This window comes from Iodobacter fluviatilis (genome assembly GCF_004194535.1).
Lineage (GTDB): Bacteria > Pseudomonadota > Gammaproteobacteria > Burkholderiales > Chitinibacteraceae > Iodobacter > Iodobacter fluviatilis_A.
On sequence record NZ_CP025781.1, the window covers coordinates 1,771,247 to 1,789,061 of the forward strand.

Sequence of the window (17,815 nt, forward strand, 5' to 3'; positions counted from 1 at the left end):
TCCTGATAGAAAAGCGTGCAGCTCAGCACGCGCGACTGGCAAAGTCCACGACTCGCCGTGCGCCGTGCATCAACATATCGTAGTGATCATGCGCTGGCAGGCATTGGTACTCTGTAGCAATACCTGCTTCGTTTAAGGTTTGAGCAAAGCGCTCCGCACTATCCACCATGCGCCGCTCAGCTAATTTTTGCTGCAGCGCTGCGGCAGCATCAAAAGGAGGATCTTGCTCCTGCGCCCCCACCGTAATCATCACTTGCCAATCGGCTTGGCTAAATTGGCTTTTCAGCTGATCTAGCCTAAGCGGCAACTGGCTTAAAGTATGGTGATCGCCAAACCACAGCGAGGGGCTGGCCGCCCAATAGCGCTGAAAATGCTGGGGCGCGGTGCTTAAGGTATGCAGGGTAAACAAGCCGCCATAAGAAAATCCAAACAAGGTATGGCGGCGCGCATCCATTGTAAAGTGCTGCGCCACTAAAGGCCGTAATTCCTGCGTGAGAAAACTCAAAAACGCGGCCGCACCGCCGTGCCTTGGTGAAAAAGCATCACCCGCGCCAGCAATCTGCGGCGTGTAATCCTGCGCTCTAGCATGCACATCAATCGGCTCACCGCTTGCATAAGCAATCGCCACAATCAATAAAGCGGCTTGCTCACCCACCCGCGCGCGCCATTGTGGGCTTTCCTTTGCAGTCACGGGTTTGGGGCGAGCGAACTCCATAATGGGCAAACTAGCTTGGCCATCTAAGGCCCACAGCACGGGGTAGCCCGCTGAATCTGGCGCTTGGTGCGGTAAGCCCAGCAAAATGCGATAACGCTGGCCGGTATAGGCCGAATTAATTTCAAAACTCAGGCTTCTAGATAGCGGTGCACTTTGCCAATCTGGCGGGAATGCTTGATCTGTAAACAATGGCATCGATGCGTCCTACGTCTGCCAATCGAGCGCAAGCTCTGGATTACGCACCATCAAGCCAAGATGCTCATCCATCACCAATTCAATCTTTGCCAGCTTCTCAGCAGTATCGGCGAGACAATGCACAAACAAAGTATCTTGCTCGCGGCGAATATGGCACTCACCCATCGCAAAAGGGATATAAGCACGTTCGCTATCAAACTCTACGGGGATCTTGAGCGCATAATGCTTACATAGTTTGTACAAGACTTTATCGGCCAAGGGGACCGTTAATTGGCTACGGCTATTTAGCATTGTATTTCCTAGGGTTTAAACATGTGCGGCGATAGTATTAAGCAGCTTGGCTCAATAAACGCCACCACGCAGCCAGTGTTGGCTGCTCAGCCAGCATCATAAAATTAAGCGTTACGCCTGCTCTGCGCCACGTTTCTAGCAAGCTCATAATCCGAATTGAATCCAAGCCCCAATCCAGCAAGCTGTCATCATCACGCAGATCAGAAGCAGGCATTTGCAAGCTGCTGGCAATGATTTGCCTTAATTCATCGATCGAAGCGGGCAGCTCAGCCCCCTGCAAGCCGGAGATCAGATCCGCGGTAGAGGTGGTAAAGCCGCAGCGCTGCGCCACGTAATCCAGCGCCATTTGGTGTTCTTTTTCTGAGAAATCTGCCAGTGCATCGCCCACAAAAAATGCTTGAATATCACTCATAAAGGCATCGCAAGCGCTCATCATGCAGCCAATATGGGCGTAAACGCCGCAAATAATCAGCTGATCTCGCCCTTGCCCACGCATAATTTCTAACAAATTTGAACGCTGAAACGCGCTATAACGCCATTTTGCCAGCACGGTGTCTTGTGGCTTGGGCGCTAGCGCCGCCACAATGTCTTTTCGATCTGGGCGCGCCACCAAACCTGGGCCCCACATATCCTGCAATAAGCCACGCTCTTCTAATGTTTGCTCTGGGGTTTGGGCGGTGTAAACCACGGGGATTCCCAGCTTGGCCGCCAAATCTAAAATCCGCCGAGTATTGGCGATCAACTCAGGGATAGGCGCGGCGGTGCCATCATAAAAATCTAGGAAATAGTCCTGCATATCGTGAATCAGCAGCACCGCGCGCTTGGCATCGGGCTGCCAGCTCACACGGTTGGCAGGAAACTGTTCTGGCATTGCATAGGAGCTGATTTTTGGAATAGCCATTCGCTTGTCTTCTTTTTCTAATAGATGTTTTAGTTTGTAAATGCCTTTGGCACGGGTGTTTTGCTGCGGGAGCCACCGCAAAGTCTTTAATTTCTGAACGGCCAAGACAAATCTTAGGGTGGGTTAGGCCGAACACGATCGCTTCTAAATAAGCACTGAGCGCGGCCTAGCAGCCTGTCGGACTTAAGCGATCGTAGCGAGGGAAAGACGGGTTTGAGACAGATTTCGCGGGTTTTTGAGGCGAATAGCTGGCTATTCAACGAGAAAATGCGTGAAATATGGCCAAATCCGACTTTTCCGTAGTAGATCAGTCTTAAGTCCGACAGGCTGCTAGCCCACCCTAAGTCATTGCATCAAACACTTGCTAGCCGCTGCTCTATCATTTGTCGCAAGATCTTCTTGCTGACTTTACCTACGCCGGTTTTTGGGAAGGCTTCGATAAATTCAATGCGGTCGGGGATTTTGTAGGCGGCAAGGCCTAGTTGGCGCAGATAGGCAGTAAGGTCAACGGCACGTAGAGTGTTGTCACGGCGGATAATAAAAGCGCAGCTTTTCTCACCTAGATAAGCGTCAGGCATCGCGACAATCGCCACGTCTTGCACGCCTTTGTGCGCTAACAGCTGATGCTCTACTTCTTCTGCAGAGATTTTCTCGCCGCCACGGTTGATTTGGTCTTTGGCCCGCCCTTCTACCACCAAATAGCCTTCTGCCGTTTGCCTGACTAAATCACCAGTGCGGTAAAAACCATCAACGGTAAAGGCACGTGCATTGTGTTCGGCCGCTTTGTAATAGCCGTGAATGGTGGAAGGGCCACGCGTGATTAAATGCCCTATTTCACCCACGGGCAGCAGCTGGTCTTCATCGTCCACCACCCGCACCTCGTCATCTAGCGAAATCGGCCTGCCCTGGGTGTGTAAAATAAGCGATTCAGCATCATTTAGCCGTGTGTAATTCACCAGCCCTTCGGCCATACCAAATACCTGCTGCAAAGTGCAGCCCAGCTCACGCACCAGCCGTGCAGCCATCCCACTATTAAAGCGGGCACCACCCACCTGCACCAACTGCAGGCTGGATAAATCAGGCTGCAAACTAGAGGCGGCATCCAGCCATACGGGCACTAGCGGTGGAACCAAGGCGGTGATGGTGACGCGCTCACGGCTAATCAAATGAAACACTTGATCAGGGCTGGCACTACTGCTCATCACCACCGTGCCACCCACATAAAAAATGCCAAGTGAGCCAGGGGAGCACAGCGCAAAATTATGCCCAGCTGGCAATACGCAAAGGTAAACGCTCTCCGAGCTAAGCTGGCAGATTTCTGCACTACCCCGCATGCTGTAAATATAATCGTCGTGAGTACGCGGAATCAGCTTGGGTGTGCCAGTGCTGCCACCAGATAGCTGAAAAAACGCCACATCGCTGGCGAGCGGCGGCGCAGGTAAAGGGGCTTGGCTATTTAAAGTTTGCAAAGCAGCAAACGGCCCCGCATCACCCAGTACCAACACGTGCTGCAGGCTAGGCGAGACGGCTTTAACCTCGCTGGCAAGCGGGCGGTAATCAAAACCGCCGTGCTGATCGGCAATAATATAAGCCACCGCTTCGGTATGCTGGCAGAAGTAGCTAATTTCTAACTTACGGTGTGCAGGCAGAGCAAACACCGGCAAAGCCCCTAGTCTAAACAAGGCAAAGATCACGGAAAAAAACTCGGCGCAGTTAGGCAGTTGCACCACAACGCGATCATCTTTAGTAATACCCAATGCAGTGAAAGCCTGAGCCAGCCGATCAACTTCTTGCGCCAGCTGGCGGTAAGTCCAGCGTGTTGCGTCGCTCACAATCGCCAGATGATCGCCATCCTGCTCTACCCTAAGCGCCAGCAAATCACTTAAGGTTTGCCCCTGCCAATGCCCCTTGCTGCGGTAATCTGCCGCCAGTGCCGCTGGCCACGGGGTGCAATGCGCTAGAAATGAACTCATTACACCTCCCCCGCATGCACTAAGCCCATGCCATTGAGCATGGTACGAAATTTTGCCGAGGTTTCCGCCAGCTCGCTGGCTGGCAAAGACGCCGCCACAATCCCCGCACCGGCAAAAAGACGTAGGGTATTACCGGCAATCTCGGCGCAGCGAATGGTGATAATCCACTCGCCATCGCCTTTGGCATCGCACCAGCCCACCATGCCGGTGTAAAAGCCACGATCAAAGGGCTCGATTTGCGCGATTAGCTCGCGGGCAGCCACGTTGGGATAACCACACACGGCAGGCGTTGGGTGCAGGGCTGCAGCCAGCGTCAGCGATGTTGTTGCTTCATCAATTAGCTCGCCACTGATCTCTGTGGATAAGTGCCACATGGTTTCGGTATGCAGCAGCACTGGGCGCGCCGGAACATTTAACGTACTGCAGAAAGGCCTTAGCCCAGCGGCAACCGCCTCTACCACCACTTTATGCTCATGCAAATCTTTGGCGGACTGCAGCAAGGCTTCGCCACGCTGGCGGTCTTCCACTGGATCGCTGCTACGGGCTGCAGAGCCTGCCAGTGGATTAGAAAACACCAACTTGCCCTGCTTACGCAGCAGCAGCTCTGGGCTTGCGCCAATTAAAATACGCGGCTCGGGGCTGGCGGAAAGATTCACCGCAAAGGTGTAACCATGGGCATTACGTTGCGCCAAGGTTAGTAATAATTTGGGAATATCAATGGCTTGAGCGGCGGTTAAATCCAGCGCACGCGCCAGCACCACTTTATCTAAATCTTTATTTTTTAAATGCTCAACAGCCTTCGCAACGCCATCAGCGTAGGTTTGCGGCTCTGGCAGCGATTTAATCGTGCATGGCACGGCTTGTGGATTAAGCTGAGCTAGGCTTTTAGGCAAAGGTCCAGCGCGTAATACGCTACGCGGAATACTGAGGCAAGCAGGGTTTTGCCCATCAAAGGGAATCGCCCCCACCACCATAGGATCTGGATGTCCCGTTGCCTTGGCTTGCTTAATTGCAGCAAGCACAGCGTGATTTAGCGCCTCTAGGCTTTGAGCTGGAGCAACGCTTGAGTAATGCCCTTGAGCCAGCATTGTATGCCGCGCACTGGCAAAGAAAATAGGCGCATCGGTTTGGTATCCCGAAAGTAAATACTGAGCCTGTGTACGTAATTCACCGCGAAAAATATCATTCATAACAGAGCATCTCTTTTAAAGAGTAAACAAACAGCCAACCTTCCAATTACACACTGCCAATCACCTCAAGCAAGATAATGAGAACTATTAACATTAAAGATCAACAAAGAACACCTTAGCTGCTAGTTGGACTTTGTGCCAAGAAACTATCTGGATCGTGCTAATCCAAATATTAAGGAGCCACAAATGAGCGTACAAAGCGCACAGCGAACTACGCAAAATAAGGCCGCGTTTCTTCTGTGAAACACGGTGCCCTCTAAGGTTTAAGATTTAACTGGCTACTTTGTATCGCCAATTTGATTGCTTAGCGCCTATGGCGGTTCACCCGCCATACGTAAGTGCATGCGCTTGAAGTGCGAAACCCCAACTTACAAAACAAGCAGCCCTGCATATGCAAGGGCTGCTTATCCCTTGCTTAGAAGTTTGCTTCTAGCTTCATCCAGTAACGACGGCCTTCATCCACCATCCAGTTACCATCTAAGCCTTCAAGACGGGCACGGGTATCCACAGGGACAATCTTGTCAGTCAAGTTCATCACGGCCAAGCTTAGCGCGAAGGTTTTGTTGATTTCATAACGGCCACCCACATCAAATGTGAGTGTACTAGGGCGCTCACGCGGGCCAACTGCGCCATTGCGCAAAGCCGCCCAAGTTTCTTTACCGGTGTAAGTAGCATGGGTATAAGCCGATAGCTTTTCTAATGGCTTCCAGTTCAATTGTGCATTAGCTAAGTGCTCAGGCGTTTTACCCAGTGGGGTGCCATCTAAAGAGCCGCCACTAAACGAGCGCTCGGTTCCCCCTTCACGGCGTGATTGGGTATAGGTGTAATTACCCGACAAGCTAAGCTCGCGGCTCAAAGGCCAGCTAGCCGCTAGCTCAACGCCACGCATCACGACTTGGTCAAGATTGTCGTAAATATAAGTATTGAGTTTAGGATTGCTTGGGTCTTTTTGGCCCGTATCAAAACTCACTACTTTATTTTTGAAATCATTATTAAAGACTGTCATAGAGAATGACTCGCCCTTAGGGCCGTCATAACGCACGCCTATTTCTTCGGTTACGCTTTCTTCAGGCTTCAAATCTGGATTGCCGCACAAAGAGCCTTTGAGCGAAGTACCACCACCGGTCGTCATGCAGTAGCCAGGCGTAGTCTGGCGTAATGCAGGCGCTTTAAAGGCACTCGCCACCCCACCACGAACCGTCCACACATCATTAATTTGATACACGGCATATAAACGCGGGCTCCAATGCGAGCCATAACGATCCGCATCATCCATGCGAATACCGCCAGTTAATGACAATTTGCTGGTTAATGCATATTCATCTTCTAAAAACAGAGCCCATGTCCTGGCGCTTGCTTCATCAGGGCTTACACCATGCCCAGCAACCGGCGATTCATTGGCGAGAGAAGACAAACGGCCATGATTAATCTGCGCGCCCGTTTTAAGTACATGCTGATCAAACGGCAGCGTAATTAGGGCATCGAGTACCGTATTGACGATTTTTGGCTCGCTGGCTTTTTTCTTGCCGTCTTTCCATGATTCCAGCTTGCCAACTTCTTGATACAAGGCCAGCTTGCTTATCCCAAAGCCCCAGCGGCCATTATGGGTAATGCCCCAGCTATCCCGGCTATACGTGGTTTCCTTCACTTCATTCGCATTGGTTTTGCCTGCGGTGCTTTTATTGGTTAAATCATTACGGCCGACTTCCAGCATCACATCTTGCTGCTCATTAGGCACAATCGTTAGCTTTGCACCCAGATTGCGATTACGTTCGCCATATGCGCCTTCAGTACCATTGCTTGGATAAAAAATTTCATCTTCAGCACGGTCACTGTAATTACCAAACACTTGCAAGCCAACCACCCCTTCTTTCAAAGGGCCACTTAACCAAAAATCACCTTGAGCGGTATTACCGTAAGCCGAATCACCTTGTAAAGTGCCACCCACGCTGACCGAACCCTGCCACTGCTTACCCACTTTGCGCGTAATGATATTGATCACGCCACCCATTGCATCTGAGCCATATAAGGAAGACATCGGGCCACGAATCACTTCAACGCGCTCAATCGCTGCCAGCGGAGGAATCAACGATGATTGCACACCACCTGTGCTGCGGAGCATCGTTTCACGCGTGCCTTGTCGTTTACCATCCACCAGAATCAGCGTGTATTCACCTGTCATGCCTCGGATAGAAATATCCTTATCATTTGGATCTGACCCCGTAATACTCACCCCCTCAACTTGGCGCACGGCGTCTTCAAGATTCATATAAGGCTTGGCTTCAAGCTGCTCGCGAGTAATCACCGAAATACTGGCTGGCGCTTCTTTAATTTGCTGCTCAAAACCAGAGGCGGTAACAACTACTGAATCCAGCGTGACTTCATCTTGTGCAAAAACAGGCAAGCTAGTTACGGTAAGCAAGCTTAAAAATAAGGGGAGTGGACGAGGTGTAAAGCGAATCAAAACAGCCTCCAGTTTCTGGACGAGTGAGTCTGGGAAAAGTCTACCGGACAAAAATGATAATGAGAATAAGTGCTATTCACGAAACGGATGTAAGTATGTCACAAGCAGAATCGGTAAGCAATATGGATAACATCACTAGAAACTGACTATCTTATGTAGAAAGAATAAAGGGGAGGCACAGAAAATAACGCTAGCAGCCTGTCGGACTTAAGCGATCGTAGCGAGGGAAAGACAGGTTTGAGACAGATTTCGCGGGTTTTTGAGGCGAATAGCTGGCTATTCAACGAGAAAATGCCTGAAATATGGCCAAATCCGGCTTTTCCGTAGTAGATCAGTCTTAAGTCCGACAGGCTGCTAGGAGCGGATTTGGGAGGAAATAGTGTGGAACAGTGCGATCTGTCGCTCAAGCAAGCAGGTTTAGCTAAACAGCATCATCGCTAGATAGACCCGCTTTGGCTCATAGATAAGCCAAGCAGCGACGGAGTTCACCGTTTATGGGTGAACCCCGCGTTTCAAAAATTAACCTAATAACAAAGCATCGTCATCAATTTTTTCACCGCGTGTTTTTTCAAACATCGCCAGCAAATCACCCACCTCCATAGTATGGCGCTCATCTCCTGCCACATCCAGCACCACTTGGCCCTGATGCAGCATCACGGTACGGTGGCCATGATCCAACGCTTGGCGCATGGAATGAGTAACCATCAGCGCGGTTAAGTTGTTTTCTTTAACGATGCGATCGGTTAGCTGCAAAACAAAAGCTGCTGTTTTAGGGTCCAGCGCGGCGGTGTGTTCATCTAGCAGCAACAAACGCGATGGCTGCAAAGAGGCCATTAAAAGACTCACCGCCTGCCTTTGCCCGCCGGAGAGCAAATCCATTCGGTCGCCAAGGCGGTTTTCTAAACCCAGCTCTAAGGTAGCAAGTTTTTCACGAAAGATAGCCCGCTGCTCGTTTTTTACCGCACGGCCAAAGCCACGCTTTTTACCGCGCTGCCAAGCCAATGCCATGTTTTCTTCGATACTCAGCCCTTCACACGTACCTGCCATTGGATCTTGAAACACCCGCGCCACCATGCCTGCTCGCTGCCAAGCAGAAAGACGTGTCACATCCTGACCATCGATATGAATGCTGCCGCTATCCATTTGTAAATCACCAGAAATCGCATTCAGAAAAGTTGATTTTCCCGCGCCATTACTGCCAATCACGGTAATAAACTGCCCTGATTCAATGGTGAGCGATAATCCCCGCAATACCAGATTCTCAATAGGCGTACCAGGGTTAAAGGTTTTATATAAATCACGAACTTCCATCATGATTTTTTCCCCTTTTTACGGAATAGTTTGGCTTTTAATTTTGGCAAGACCAAGGCAAAACCCACTAATACGGCCGTAATCAGATTTAAATCTTGGGCCTTTAAACCAATAAAATCAGCATTTAACGCCAAGGCAATCAATAAACGATAAAGTAAAGCGCCTAACACGGTAGCCAGCGTAATCACCCAAAGCTTGCGTGATGGCAATAGCGTTTCGCCAATAATCACCGCCGCCAAACCCACCACAATTGTGCCCACCCCCATAGAAACATCAGCGCCGCCTTGAGTTTGCACATAGAGCGCACCCGCAAAAGCAATCAGCGCATTTGAGAGCGCCATTCCCACCAAGATCATTCTATCGGTAGCAATCCCTTGCGCCCTAGCCATACGCGGATTTGCACCCGTCGCCCGCATTGCAAGGCCCGCTTGCGAGGCAAAGAAGAAATCCATTCCCAGCTTAGCCAGCACAATAATCACCGCTAATACCGCTGGCTGCACCAACCAAGCTCGCTCAAATTGCTCACCAATAAACGGTGAAAACACCGTAGGCGATCCAATCAAAGGTAAATTAGGCGCGCCCATAATGCGCAAATTAATAGAATAAAGCCCAATCATCACCAAGATACTGGCTAAGAGCTGCAAGATATTCAACCGCACATTCAGCCAAGCCGTTAACCAGCCCGAAGCCGCACCTGCCAGCACCGCCATTGCACAGGCAAACCAAGGATCATGCCCACCAGTAATTAAAGTGGCCGCAACAGCGCCACCTAAAGGGAAACTACCATCGGCAGTTAAATCTGGAAAATTCAGAAGGCGAAAAGAAATCAGTACCCCAAGCGCCACCAGCGCAAAGATCAAGCCAATTTCAAATGCGCCCATCAGGGCAATGGGAGTCATAAGTAATCCAAAATAAACACAAAGGAAAAATATATTCAGAAACGGAAAGACAAATAAAAAAACAATTATTTTTATTGATTAGCGAGATGACTCAAACCAACTAGCCGAGCTAAATCTTGAATCACAGGGGTAAATGCGAGCACAGAGTTCACAGCGAAAACTTCCGACTTGAAATGATTTTCTCGCTGTAGCTCTGCGCTCTCTGTGGTTGAATATTTAATTCAAAGCCTAGCAGGCTGTCGGACTTAAGACTGATCTACTACGGAAAAGCCGGATTTGGCCATATTCCACGCATTTTCTCGTTGAATAGCCAGCTATTCGCCTCAAAAACCCGCGAAATCTGTCTCAAACCGGTCTTTCCCTCGCTACGATCGCTTAAGTCCGACAGGCTGCTAGAACTTACTTAAGCACTTCTTTTGCTTCTTTCAGCAGGGCTGCTGATAGCGTTACGCCTTGTTTTTTAGCTGCAGTGGTATTGACCATCAATTCTTTCTTAGAACCTACTTCAGGGGCAATATCGCCTGCTTTTTCGCCTTTCAATATACGTACTACCATCTTGCCAGTTTGGCGGCCTAAATCGTAGTAGCTCATCCCCATCGCAGCAATCGCACCGCGTTTTACTAAGCTTGCATCACCAGAGATCAAAGGGATTTGCGCTTGCTGTGCCACGCCTACTAAAGATTCGTAGCTAGAAACCACATTGTTATCGGTATTGGTGTAAATCACATCTACTTTGCCAGCCAAGCTTTTCGCTGCAGTAGATATATCTACCGTGCGGGCCGCAGGCGCTTCTACCAGCGTCATGCCGCGCTTAGCCAATTCGGCTTTTAATTCTTTAGCCACGATGGTTGAGTTAACCTCACCGGGGCTATACACCATGCCGACGCGCTTAGCGTTTGGTTTTACTTTTAAGATTAAATCGATTTGTGGCGACAGCTCTAACATATCCGACACGCCAGTTACATTATCGTTGCCTGTCTTCCAGCTTTTAACCAGCTTGGCGGCCACTGGATCAGTCACGGCAGTAAACACGACCGGAATGCTGCGAGTAGCTGCTATAACAGCCTGCGCGCTAGGTGTGGCGATCGCAACAATCACATCTGGCTGATCGCCAACAAATTTACGGGCAATTTGTGCTGCGGTCGCGGTATTGCCTTGGGCACTTTGAAATTGATACTTAATCTGCTTGCCCGGCTCAAAGCCCGCTGCTTTTAATTCGTCTTCAACCCCTTTACGGGCCGAATCTAGTGCAGGGTGATCAACAATCGCCGTTACTGCCACGGATTTCATTTCTGCAGCACCCGAAATTGGGGCTAAGCTAAGCGTCAAAAGAGTAGCTAAAAGAGTAGGTTTAAATAATTTAAGCATCGACCAAATCCTTATTTCAAAGTGATTGTGGAGCTTGATAAAAAAAGCCGAGAATTTCAAATAGAAAATACGCGCGTTTGCATATGAAACAACTGTTTTATTTTTTCAAACTGATGACGAATAAATAGCCACATATGGCATTTACTTCGCAAATACCACTAAATAAAATACCAGCGATATCCGTGCACAACGATATGAGTTACGGCAAAGATAATAGAGGTAAGTCGCCCAAAGATACAAAGCGGGGATATCCCTAATAGAGGGTTTTTACTGCAATTATGATTATAAAACGGCAGCTTTAAATGCTGTGGATAACTTTGTGGGTAAGATCATTATTCAGTGCGATTTTGGGCGCACTCAATAAGACTATAAAGTGATATAAATCAAGAAAAAACAAGGCTAAGAACCAAGCCTGTTCTCATTTGAAGGGTAAAATCGCGAAAGCCATGCGGGAGGATAAAATCAAGCTACAAGCACAAGCACTGCCTGTGTGTAAAGCCCCAATTCAAGCACTTAAATACAGCAAAATACGCAGTACAAAGCACCATTAACTCTACAAATTTTAAGACGTTTTAAGTAATCGCTAGACGATCAAGAAAGTTGCATACAGCCTAGTTCACATAAAAGACATTTTCCAGAAATATCTCGGCAAAACACGTCCTCAAGGCGAGGAACGGTAAAGCCCCTTAAAAATCAATACACTTAAGCTCAACTCCCTCTGCACGCTTCGCATGCTTGCCTATCTGTTTACTGCAGATTCAGACAAAAAAATGGCGAAAGAGCCTTGGAGCAAAACTATGCTTCAAGTCTCTTTCGCCAGATTTAACTAAACGCGGCTACAGTACGTAACGTGCTAAATCTTCATCCGCTGCAATGCCACCTAATTTGCTGCTTACAAATTCAGCATCCACCACAATTTTGCCGCTCTTAGCATCAAAAGAGATCTCTTCGAGCAAGCGTTCCATCACGGTATATAAACGCCGAGCACCGATATTTTCAGTGCTCTCATTAACCTGCCAAGCAATTTCAGCCATCCGTTTTACACCGTCATCAGTGAAATCTAATTCCACTTCTTCTGTTGCCAGTAAAGCCTGATATTGCTTCACTAAGCAAGCATCTGTGCCAGTTAAGATGCTGGCAAAATCATCCACAGTCAGTGAATTAAGCTCTACCCGAATCGGAAAACGCCCTTGCAGCTCTGGAATCAAATCTGATGGCTTAGCTAAATGAAAAGCGCCACTAGCAATAAATAGAATATGGTCAGTTTTAACCATGCCATATTTGGTGGTGACCGTGGTGCCTTCTACCAGCGGTAGTAAATCGCGCTGCACACCTTGGCGGCTGACTTCGCCACTGCCCGCCTCGGCACGGCTAGTTACTTTATCAATTTCATCAATAAACACGATGCCATTTTGCTCCACCGCAAATAGAGCCTCGGCTTTAGCGTCTTCTTCATTGACGAGCTTGGCCGCTTCTTCTTCAGTTAGCAACTTCATGGCTTCAACAACTTTAAGCTTTTGCGATTTCTTTTTATCGGAAAACGCGCCCTTAAACATTTGCTGAATCTGGCTAGAGAAGTCTTCCATGCCTGGCGGGCTCATCACCTCCATGGTTGGCGCGGCTGCCGCCACTTCAATTTCAATTTCTTTTTCGTCCAGCTTTCCTTCACGCAACATTTTGCGGAATTTTTGGCGTGTGTCTGAATCATCGCTGCCACCTGGCGGCAGTAATACATCCAGAATGCGCTCTTCAGCCGCATCTGACGCTCGAACACGATTACGGCTAATGGCTTTATCCCGCACTTGCTTCACGGCGACCTCAACCAAATCACGAATGATGCTGTCTACATCTTTACCCACGTAACCTACTTCGGTGAATTTAGTTGCCTCTACTTTGATAAAGGGAGCGTCAGATAATTTAGCCAAGCGGCGGGCGATTTCGGTTTTGCCCACACCGGTTGGCCCAATCATCAAAATGTTCTTAGGGGTGATTTCATTTCTAAGCGGCTCTGCCACTTGTTGCCTACGCCAACGATTACGCAGCGCAATCGCCACAGCCTTTTTGGCAGCCGTTTGCCCAACAATATGTTTATCTAGCTCGTGAACAATTTCTCGCGGAGTCATTTGGCTCATGATCAATCCTTAACAAAATATATAAACCAGATGGCGGCACTAGCACTAAATTTAAAGACTAATTCATAGATATTTCACTATTACCCTGCTCAAGATAAACGATGGAACCAAGCTATTCTTAGCTTTAAAAAAATGCTCATTTCCTATCAAAGCACACGATAAGTTCTACAATAACAAGATGCGAGGATTACGCAGAGAGAATATGAACGATAACGATAACGATGACTGGCTGGATGAAGACAACGAAGACGAATCTACCAGCAACAATGCCAATCGATGGACAATTCTAGTTGTTGACGATGAGCCAGATATTCATCACGTCACTCGGCTTGCGCTCGCCAATATTGAATTCTTAGGCCGACAACTAGAAATTTTATCCTGCTATTCTGGGGCAGAAAGCTTGGAGCTACTTCGTAGCCGCAATGATATTGCTCTGGTTTTACTCGACGTAGTCATGGAGCAAGAAGATTCCGGCCTGCAAGTAGCGCATGCCATCCGTGAAACGCTCGGCAATCACCAAATTCGTATTATCTTGCGCACCGGCCAACCAGGGGTTGCGCCCGAGCGACATGTGATTGAAAGCTACGATATTAATGATTACAAAGCCAAAACCGAGCTAACCCGCGATAAGCTTTACACCGCCATCTTAGGCACCTTGCGCTCGTATAAAGACATTATGCTGCTAGAGCATCAGCGCCAAATGCTAGATGCTAATCGCCGAGGCTTAATCAAAGTGATTGAAGCCTCGGCCAATATTTTTAAACAACAATCTATTCAAAACTTTGCCCAAGGCGTACTAGAGCAATTGCAATCCCTGCTATTTTTTGAGCAAGAGGCTTTATATATTGTGGTGCAAGGCGGCATGGCTGCTTTATCTCAAGATGGCGAGATTCAAGTGATGTATGCCACGGGTGGCTATCAAGCGCTCTGCGGCAAAAAACTTGAATATAGCGAGCTGGCAAAGTTTGACGCCTCCATTAAGCTGGCCATGCACGATGAAAGCAGTGTTTATGCTACCGATCATTTTGTCGGTTTTTTCCATGCTGAACATGGGCCAGTCAATTTACTGATTATCGATGGGCCAGTGGCTTTATCTAATCCAGATAAAGAACTCATCGAATTATTCTGCCGCAATGTCAGCATCGCATTTGAAAATTTAATAATGAATAAAGAAATTCAAGCGCTACGTGGCGCGGAGTAAGGCCTCACTAGCTTGGTTGGCTAAATACATTTTTGGCTAAAGCCGCTCAACCGAATAAGTCATCCTCTTGAACAAAGTATATCTAACCGATTTTTAGCTTACTGCTTTTTCAAAGCCCCAAGCTATCGCTTTCAACGGTAGAATCATCTATTCCCTCTCACCAACCCGTCTGCACGCTATGTCGAAAGATTATCTGGAAAGTATTATCAAAGCCCGTGTCTACGATGTGGCTATTGAATCCCCTCTCGAATTTGCCCCTAATCTATCGCGCCGCATTGGCAATAAAGTACTGTTTAAGCGCGAAGATATGCAACCCGTGTTCTCGTTCAAAATTCGCGGCGCGTATAACAAGATGGTGAAGCTAACGCACGCCGAACTAGAGCGCGGCGTGGTTGCGGCCTCTGCGGGCAACCATGCGCAAGGCGTGGCAATGGCGGCACAATACTTAAAATGCCGCGCCACTATTGTGATGCCAACCACCGCCCCACGCATCAAGGTAGATGCCGTAACTCGCCGTGGTGCAGAGGCGGTGCTCATTGGTGACTCTTACTCTGATTGCTATCAACACGCGCTTAATTTATCCGAGCAAACCGGCGCTACGCTGATTCACCCTTTTGATGATCCTGATGTGATTGCCGGGCAAGGCACGGTGGCGATGGAGATTTTGCGCCAGTACCCCGATCATATTGACGCGATTTTTGTTCCCGTTGGCGGTGGTGGCTTATTGGCAGGGATGGCGGCTTATATCAAACGCCTGCGCCCAGAAATTAAAATCATTGGTGTAGAGCCCACTGACGCCAACGCCATGTATTTAAGCCTGAAGCTGGGCGAGCGCATTACCCTGCCGCAGGTTGGCATTTTTGCCGATGGCGTGGCAGTGAAACAAGTTGGCGAAGAGACTTTCCGCCTGTGCCGCCAATTTGTCGACGATGTAATTTTGGTTGATACCGACGCCATGTGCGCGGCAATTAAAGATGTATTTGAAGACAATCGCTCGATTCTAGAGCCTGCCGGTGCGCTAGCCATTGCTGGCCTTAAAGCTTGGGCCAAACGTGAAGGCAAACAAGACGCCACGCTGATCGCCGTAGCATCTGGCGCAAATATGAATTTTGACCGCCTGCGCTATATCGCCGAGCAAGCCGAAATGGGCGAGCAGCGCGAAGCGATTGTGGCCGTGACGATTCCTGAGCAGCCAGGCTCTTTCCGCACTTTCTGTCAGCTGATTGGTGCGCGCAATATCACCGAATTTAACTACCGCTACTCCACTGCCAGCGAAGCGCATGTGTTTGTTGGCCTATCTATTAACGATCGCAGTGAAGTCATTGAGCTGATCGGCGAGCTAGCTGCCGCAAAAATCGCCGCCGTCGATCTCACTGATAACGAGCTAGCCAAGCTGCATATCCGCCATTTAGTGGGCGGCAAAGCGCCCAATGTGCAAAACGAGCGGCTGATGCGCTTTGAATTTCCAGAACGCCCCGGCGCCCTGCTCAACTTCTTGAATGGCATGAGTGGCGAGTGGAATATCAGCCTCTTTCACTACCGCAACCACGGTGCAGATTACGGGCGTATTTTGGTTGGCATCCAAGTGCCGCCACAAGACGACGACGCCTTTGCCGCTTTCCTACAAAAACTGGGCTATATGCACTGGGATGAAAGCGATAACCCCGCTTATGCACTGTTTTTGAGTGCATAAAAAAACGGCCATCGATGATGGCCGTTTTTTTATGCATGAATCGCGGGTTGCAGCGCGCGATCGACAACAATTAAATCAGATTACGCGCAGCTTCAATCACGATATCTACTGCAGTGTGTTCTGCCAGCTTCATCGCTTCAGCATCTGGGATTTCCTGCTGGGTGCGGTTTACGATCACACCAGCCACCATCCCTGCACGCCAGCCTTGAGTTGCGCACATGGTCAGCAGAGTTGCGGATTCCATTTCGTAGTTCATCACGCCCATCGCCTGCCATTCTTTCATCGAACCTTGCAAGCTGCTCAGTACACGACCGCTGCAAGTATCGTAACGCTCTTGGCCTGGGTAGAAAGTGTCTGATGACGCGGTTACGCCGATATGCAGTGGTTTACCCGCTTTTTTAGCCGCGTTAACCAGCGCTGTAGTGCAGTCAAAATCGGCGACAGCGGGGAAGCTCATCGGTGCAAAGTGTAAGCTTGCGCCATCCAAACGAACCGAACCGGTAGTGACCAGCACATCACCCACATTGATATGCGATTGAATCGCACCGGTTGTACCCACGCGCAAGAAGGTATTGATCCCCAGCTGAGCCAACTCTTCTACCGCAATCGAAGTAGAAGGGCCGCCAATACCGGTAGAGCAAATCACAATCGGCTTGCCATCCAGCTCAGCAAGATAGGTTGTGAATTCACGATGGCTGGCCAGCAACTTGGCATTACTCATTTTTTCAGCAATACGCTGCACACGGGCAGGATCGCCCGGCACAATCGCAAGAGTGGCACCGGCTAAATCGCTTTTAGCGAGACCTAAATGGAAAACTTCAGATTTAGACATGAGAGTCCTTCAATTTAAAAAAAACGAACCCAAACCTTGAACCCGCGATGCCACAGAGAACACGGAGAAAACAATCATTTCCTCGTATCACCTCGCCTTCTCAGAAATTCCACGTTTTATAGTTTGAGTTTAAATTTGAGATGTAATCGTAGGGCGGGAGAAACCCGCCGCTGTTTCATCACAAAACTTGGCGGGTTTCACCCGTCCTACGATTTTGATATTTAAAGCGCGGGTGTATCTTTTGGGTCGAGGTAGAAAGCTCCTGGCAGCAGATCGCCTGCGGTGGTGATTTCCATATCGTCTTTCATATTGCCCAAAATCACTGGCAGCACTGGTGTGCCGATTTCGATCATCACCTGACGGCAAGCACCGCAAGGCGCGATCGGGCCGAGGGTATCGCCCACGACGGCAATGGCAGAAAAATCACCTGGCTTATAGCCATTGGCAATGGCGCTAAAGAGCACCGTGCGCTCTGCACAATTGCACAGGCCATAAGAGGCGTTTTCTACATTGCAGCCGTGAAAAACACGGCCGTCTTTAGTAATCAGCGCCGCGCCGACCAGAAAACGGGAATACGGTGCGTAGGCCGAAGTTCTGGCAATACGGGCCTGATCGAGTAATTCTCTTGCATCAAGTTCTTCACGCGTCAT

Annotated in this window: 14 protein-coding genes; 2 read left to right on the forward strand and 12 right to left on the reverse strand. The window is 49.1% G+C overall.

Translation table 11 applies throughout. The features are described 5' to 3' along the window. Window positions 1–22 precede the first annotated feature (22 nt). From C1H71_RS07900 to hslU, 10 genes are all read right to left on the reverse strand, one after another. Window positions 23–910, reverse strand: coding sequence for an alpha/beta hydrolase (locus tag C1H71_RS07900; RefSeq protein ID WP_130106062.1), 888 nt, complete (start codon window positions 908–910; stop codon window positions 23–25). A gap of 9 nt (window positions 911–919) precedes the next feature. Then, a complete protein-coding gene (locus C1H71_RS07905) occupies window positions 920–1,201 on the reverse strand; it encodes a DUF2218 domain-containing protein (protein WP_130106063.1) in 282 nt (93 codons plus the stop codon). Window positions 1,202–1,238: 37 nt separating this feature from the next. After that, window positions 1,239–2,183, reverse strand: coding sequence for an isochorismatase family protein (locus tag C1H71_RS07910; protein ID WP_308418304.1), 945 nt, complete (start codon window positions 2,181–2,183; stop codon window positions 1,239–1,241). Window positions 2,184–2,455: 272 nt separating this feature from the next. Continuing rightward, a complete protein-coding gene (locus C1H71_RS07915; protein ID WP_130106064.1) occupies window positions 2,456–4,075 on the reverse strand; it encodes a (2,3-dihydroxybenzoyl)adenylate synthase in 1,620 nt (539 codons plus the stop codon). Further along, a complete protein-coding gene (gene dhbC / locus C1H71_RS07920) occupies window positions 4,075–5,265 on the reverse strand; it encodes an isochorismate synthase DhbC (protein WP_130106065.1) in 1,191 nt (396 codons plus the stop codon). The genes C1H71_RS07915 and dhbC overlap by 1 nt, the downstream gene beginning before the upstream one ends. Window positions 5,266–5,680: 415 nt before the next feature. Continuing rightward, complete coding sequence (locus C1H71_RS07925) at window positions 5,681–7,729, reverse strand: TonB-dependent receptor domain-containing protein (RefSeq protein WP_188053664.1); 2,049 nt, start codon at window positions 7,727–7,729, stop codon at window positions 5,681–5,683. Between the two features lie 519 nt (window positions 7,730–8,248). Further along, window positions 8,249–9,043, reverse strand: a complete 795-nt coding sequence (locus tag C1H71_RS07930; protein WP_130106067.1) for an ABC transporter ATP-binding protein — start codon at window positions 9,041–9,043, stop codon at window positions 8,249–8,251. Beyond that, window positions 9,040–9,939 (reverse strand): ABC transporter permease, encoded by a 900-nt coding sequence (locus C1H71_RS07935; protein WP_130106068.1) that lies wholly within the window; start codon window positions 9,937–9,939, stop codon window positions 9,040–9,042. The genes C1H71_RS07930 and C1H71_RS07935 overlap by 4 nt, the downstream gene beginning before the upstream one ends. Before the next feature lie 399 nt (window positions 9,940–10,338). After that, window positions 10,339–11,307 (reverse strand): ABC transporter substrate-binding protein, encoded by a 969-nt coding sequence (locus tag C1H71_RS07940; protein WP_130106069.1) that lies wholly within the window; start codon window positions 11,305–11,307, stop codon window positions 10,339–10,341. Window positions 11,308–12,143: 836 nt separating this feature from the next. Continuing rightward, complete coding sequence (gene hslU / locus C1H71_RS07945) at window positions 12,144–13,439, reverse strand: ATP-dependent protease ATPase subunit HslU (protein WP_188053666.1); 1,296 nt, start codon at window positions 13,437–13,439, stop codon at window positions 12,144–12,146. Between the two features lie 202 nt (window positions 13,440–13,641). Between hslU and C1H71_RS07950 the strand changes: the two genes are divergently transcribed. Beyond that, window positions 13,642–14,640 carry a DUF3369 domain-containing protein gene (locus tag C1H71_RS07950; RefSeq protein ID WP_188053668.1) on the forward strand — a complete coding sequence of 333 codons (999 nt, stop codon included), beginning with the start codon at window positions 13,642–13,644 and terminating at the stop codon, window positions 14,638–14,640. A gap of 178 nt (window positions 14,641–14,818) precedes the next feature. Next, window positions 14,819–16,333: a threonine ammonia-lyase, biosynthetic gene (gene ilvA, locus C1H71_RS07955; RefSeq protein WP_130106071.1), complete on the forward strand. Its 1,515-nt coding sequence runs from the start codon at window positions 14,819–14,821 to the stop codon at window positions 16,331–16,333. A gap of 70 nt (window positions 16,334–16,403) precedes the next feature. On the opposite strand, the gene udp is transcribed toward ilvA, so the two are convergent. After that, window positions 16,404–17,165 carry a uridine phosphorylase gene (gene udp, locus C1H71_RS07960; RefSeq protein WP_130106072.1) on the reverse strand — a complete coding sequence of 254 codons (762 nt, stop codon included), beginning with the start codon at window positions 17,163–17,165 and terminating at the stop codon, window positions 16,404–16,406. Window positions 17,166–17,386: 221 nt separating this feature from the next. Next, window positions 17,387–17,815 (reverse strand): cytidine deaminase, encoded by a 429-nt coding sequence (locus C1H71_RS07965; RefSeq protein ID WP_130106073.1) that lies wholly within the window; start codon window positions 17,813–17,815, stop codon window positions 17,387–17,389.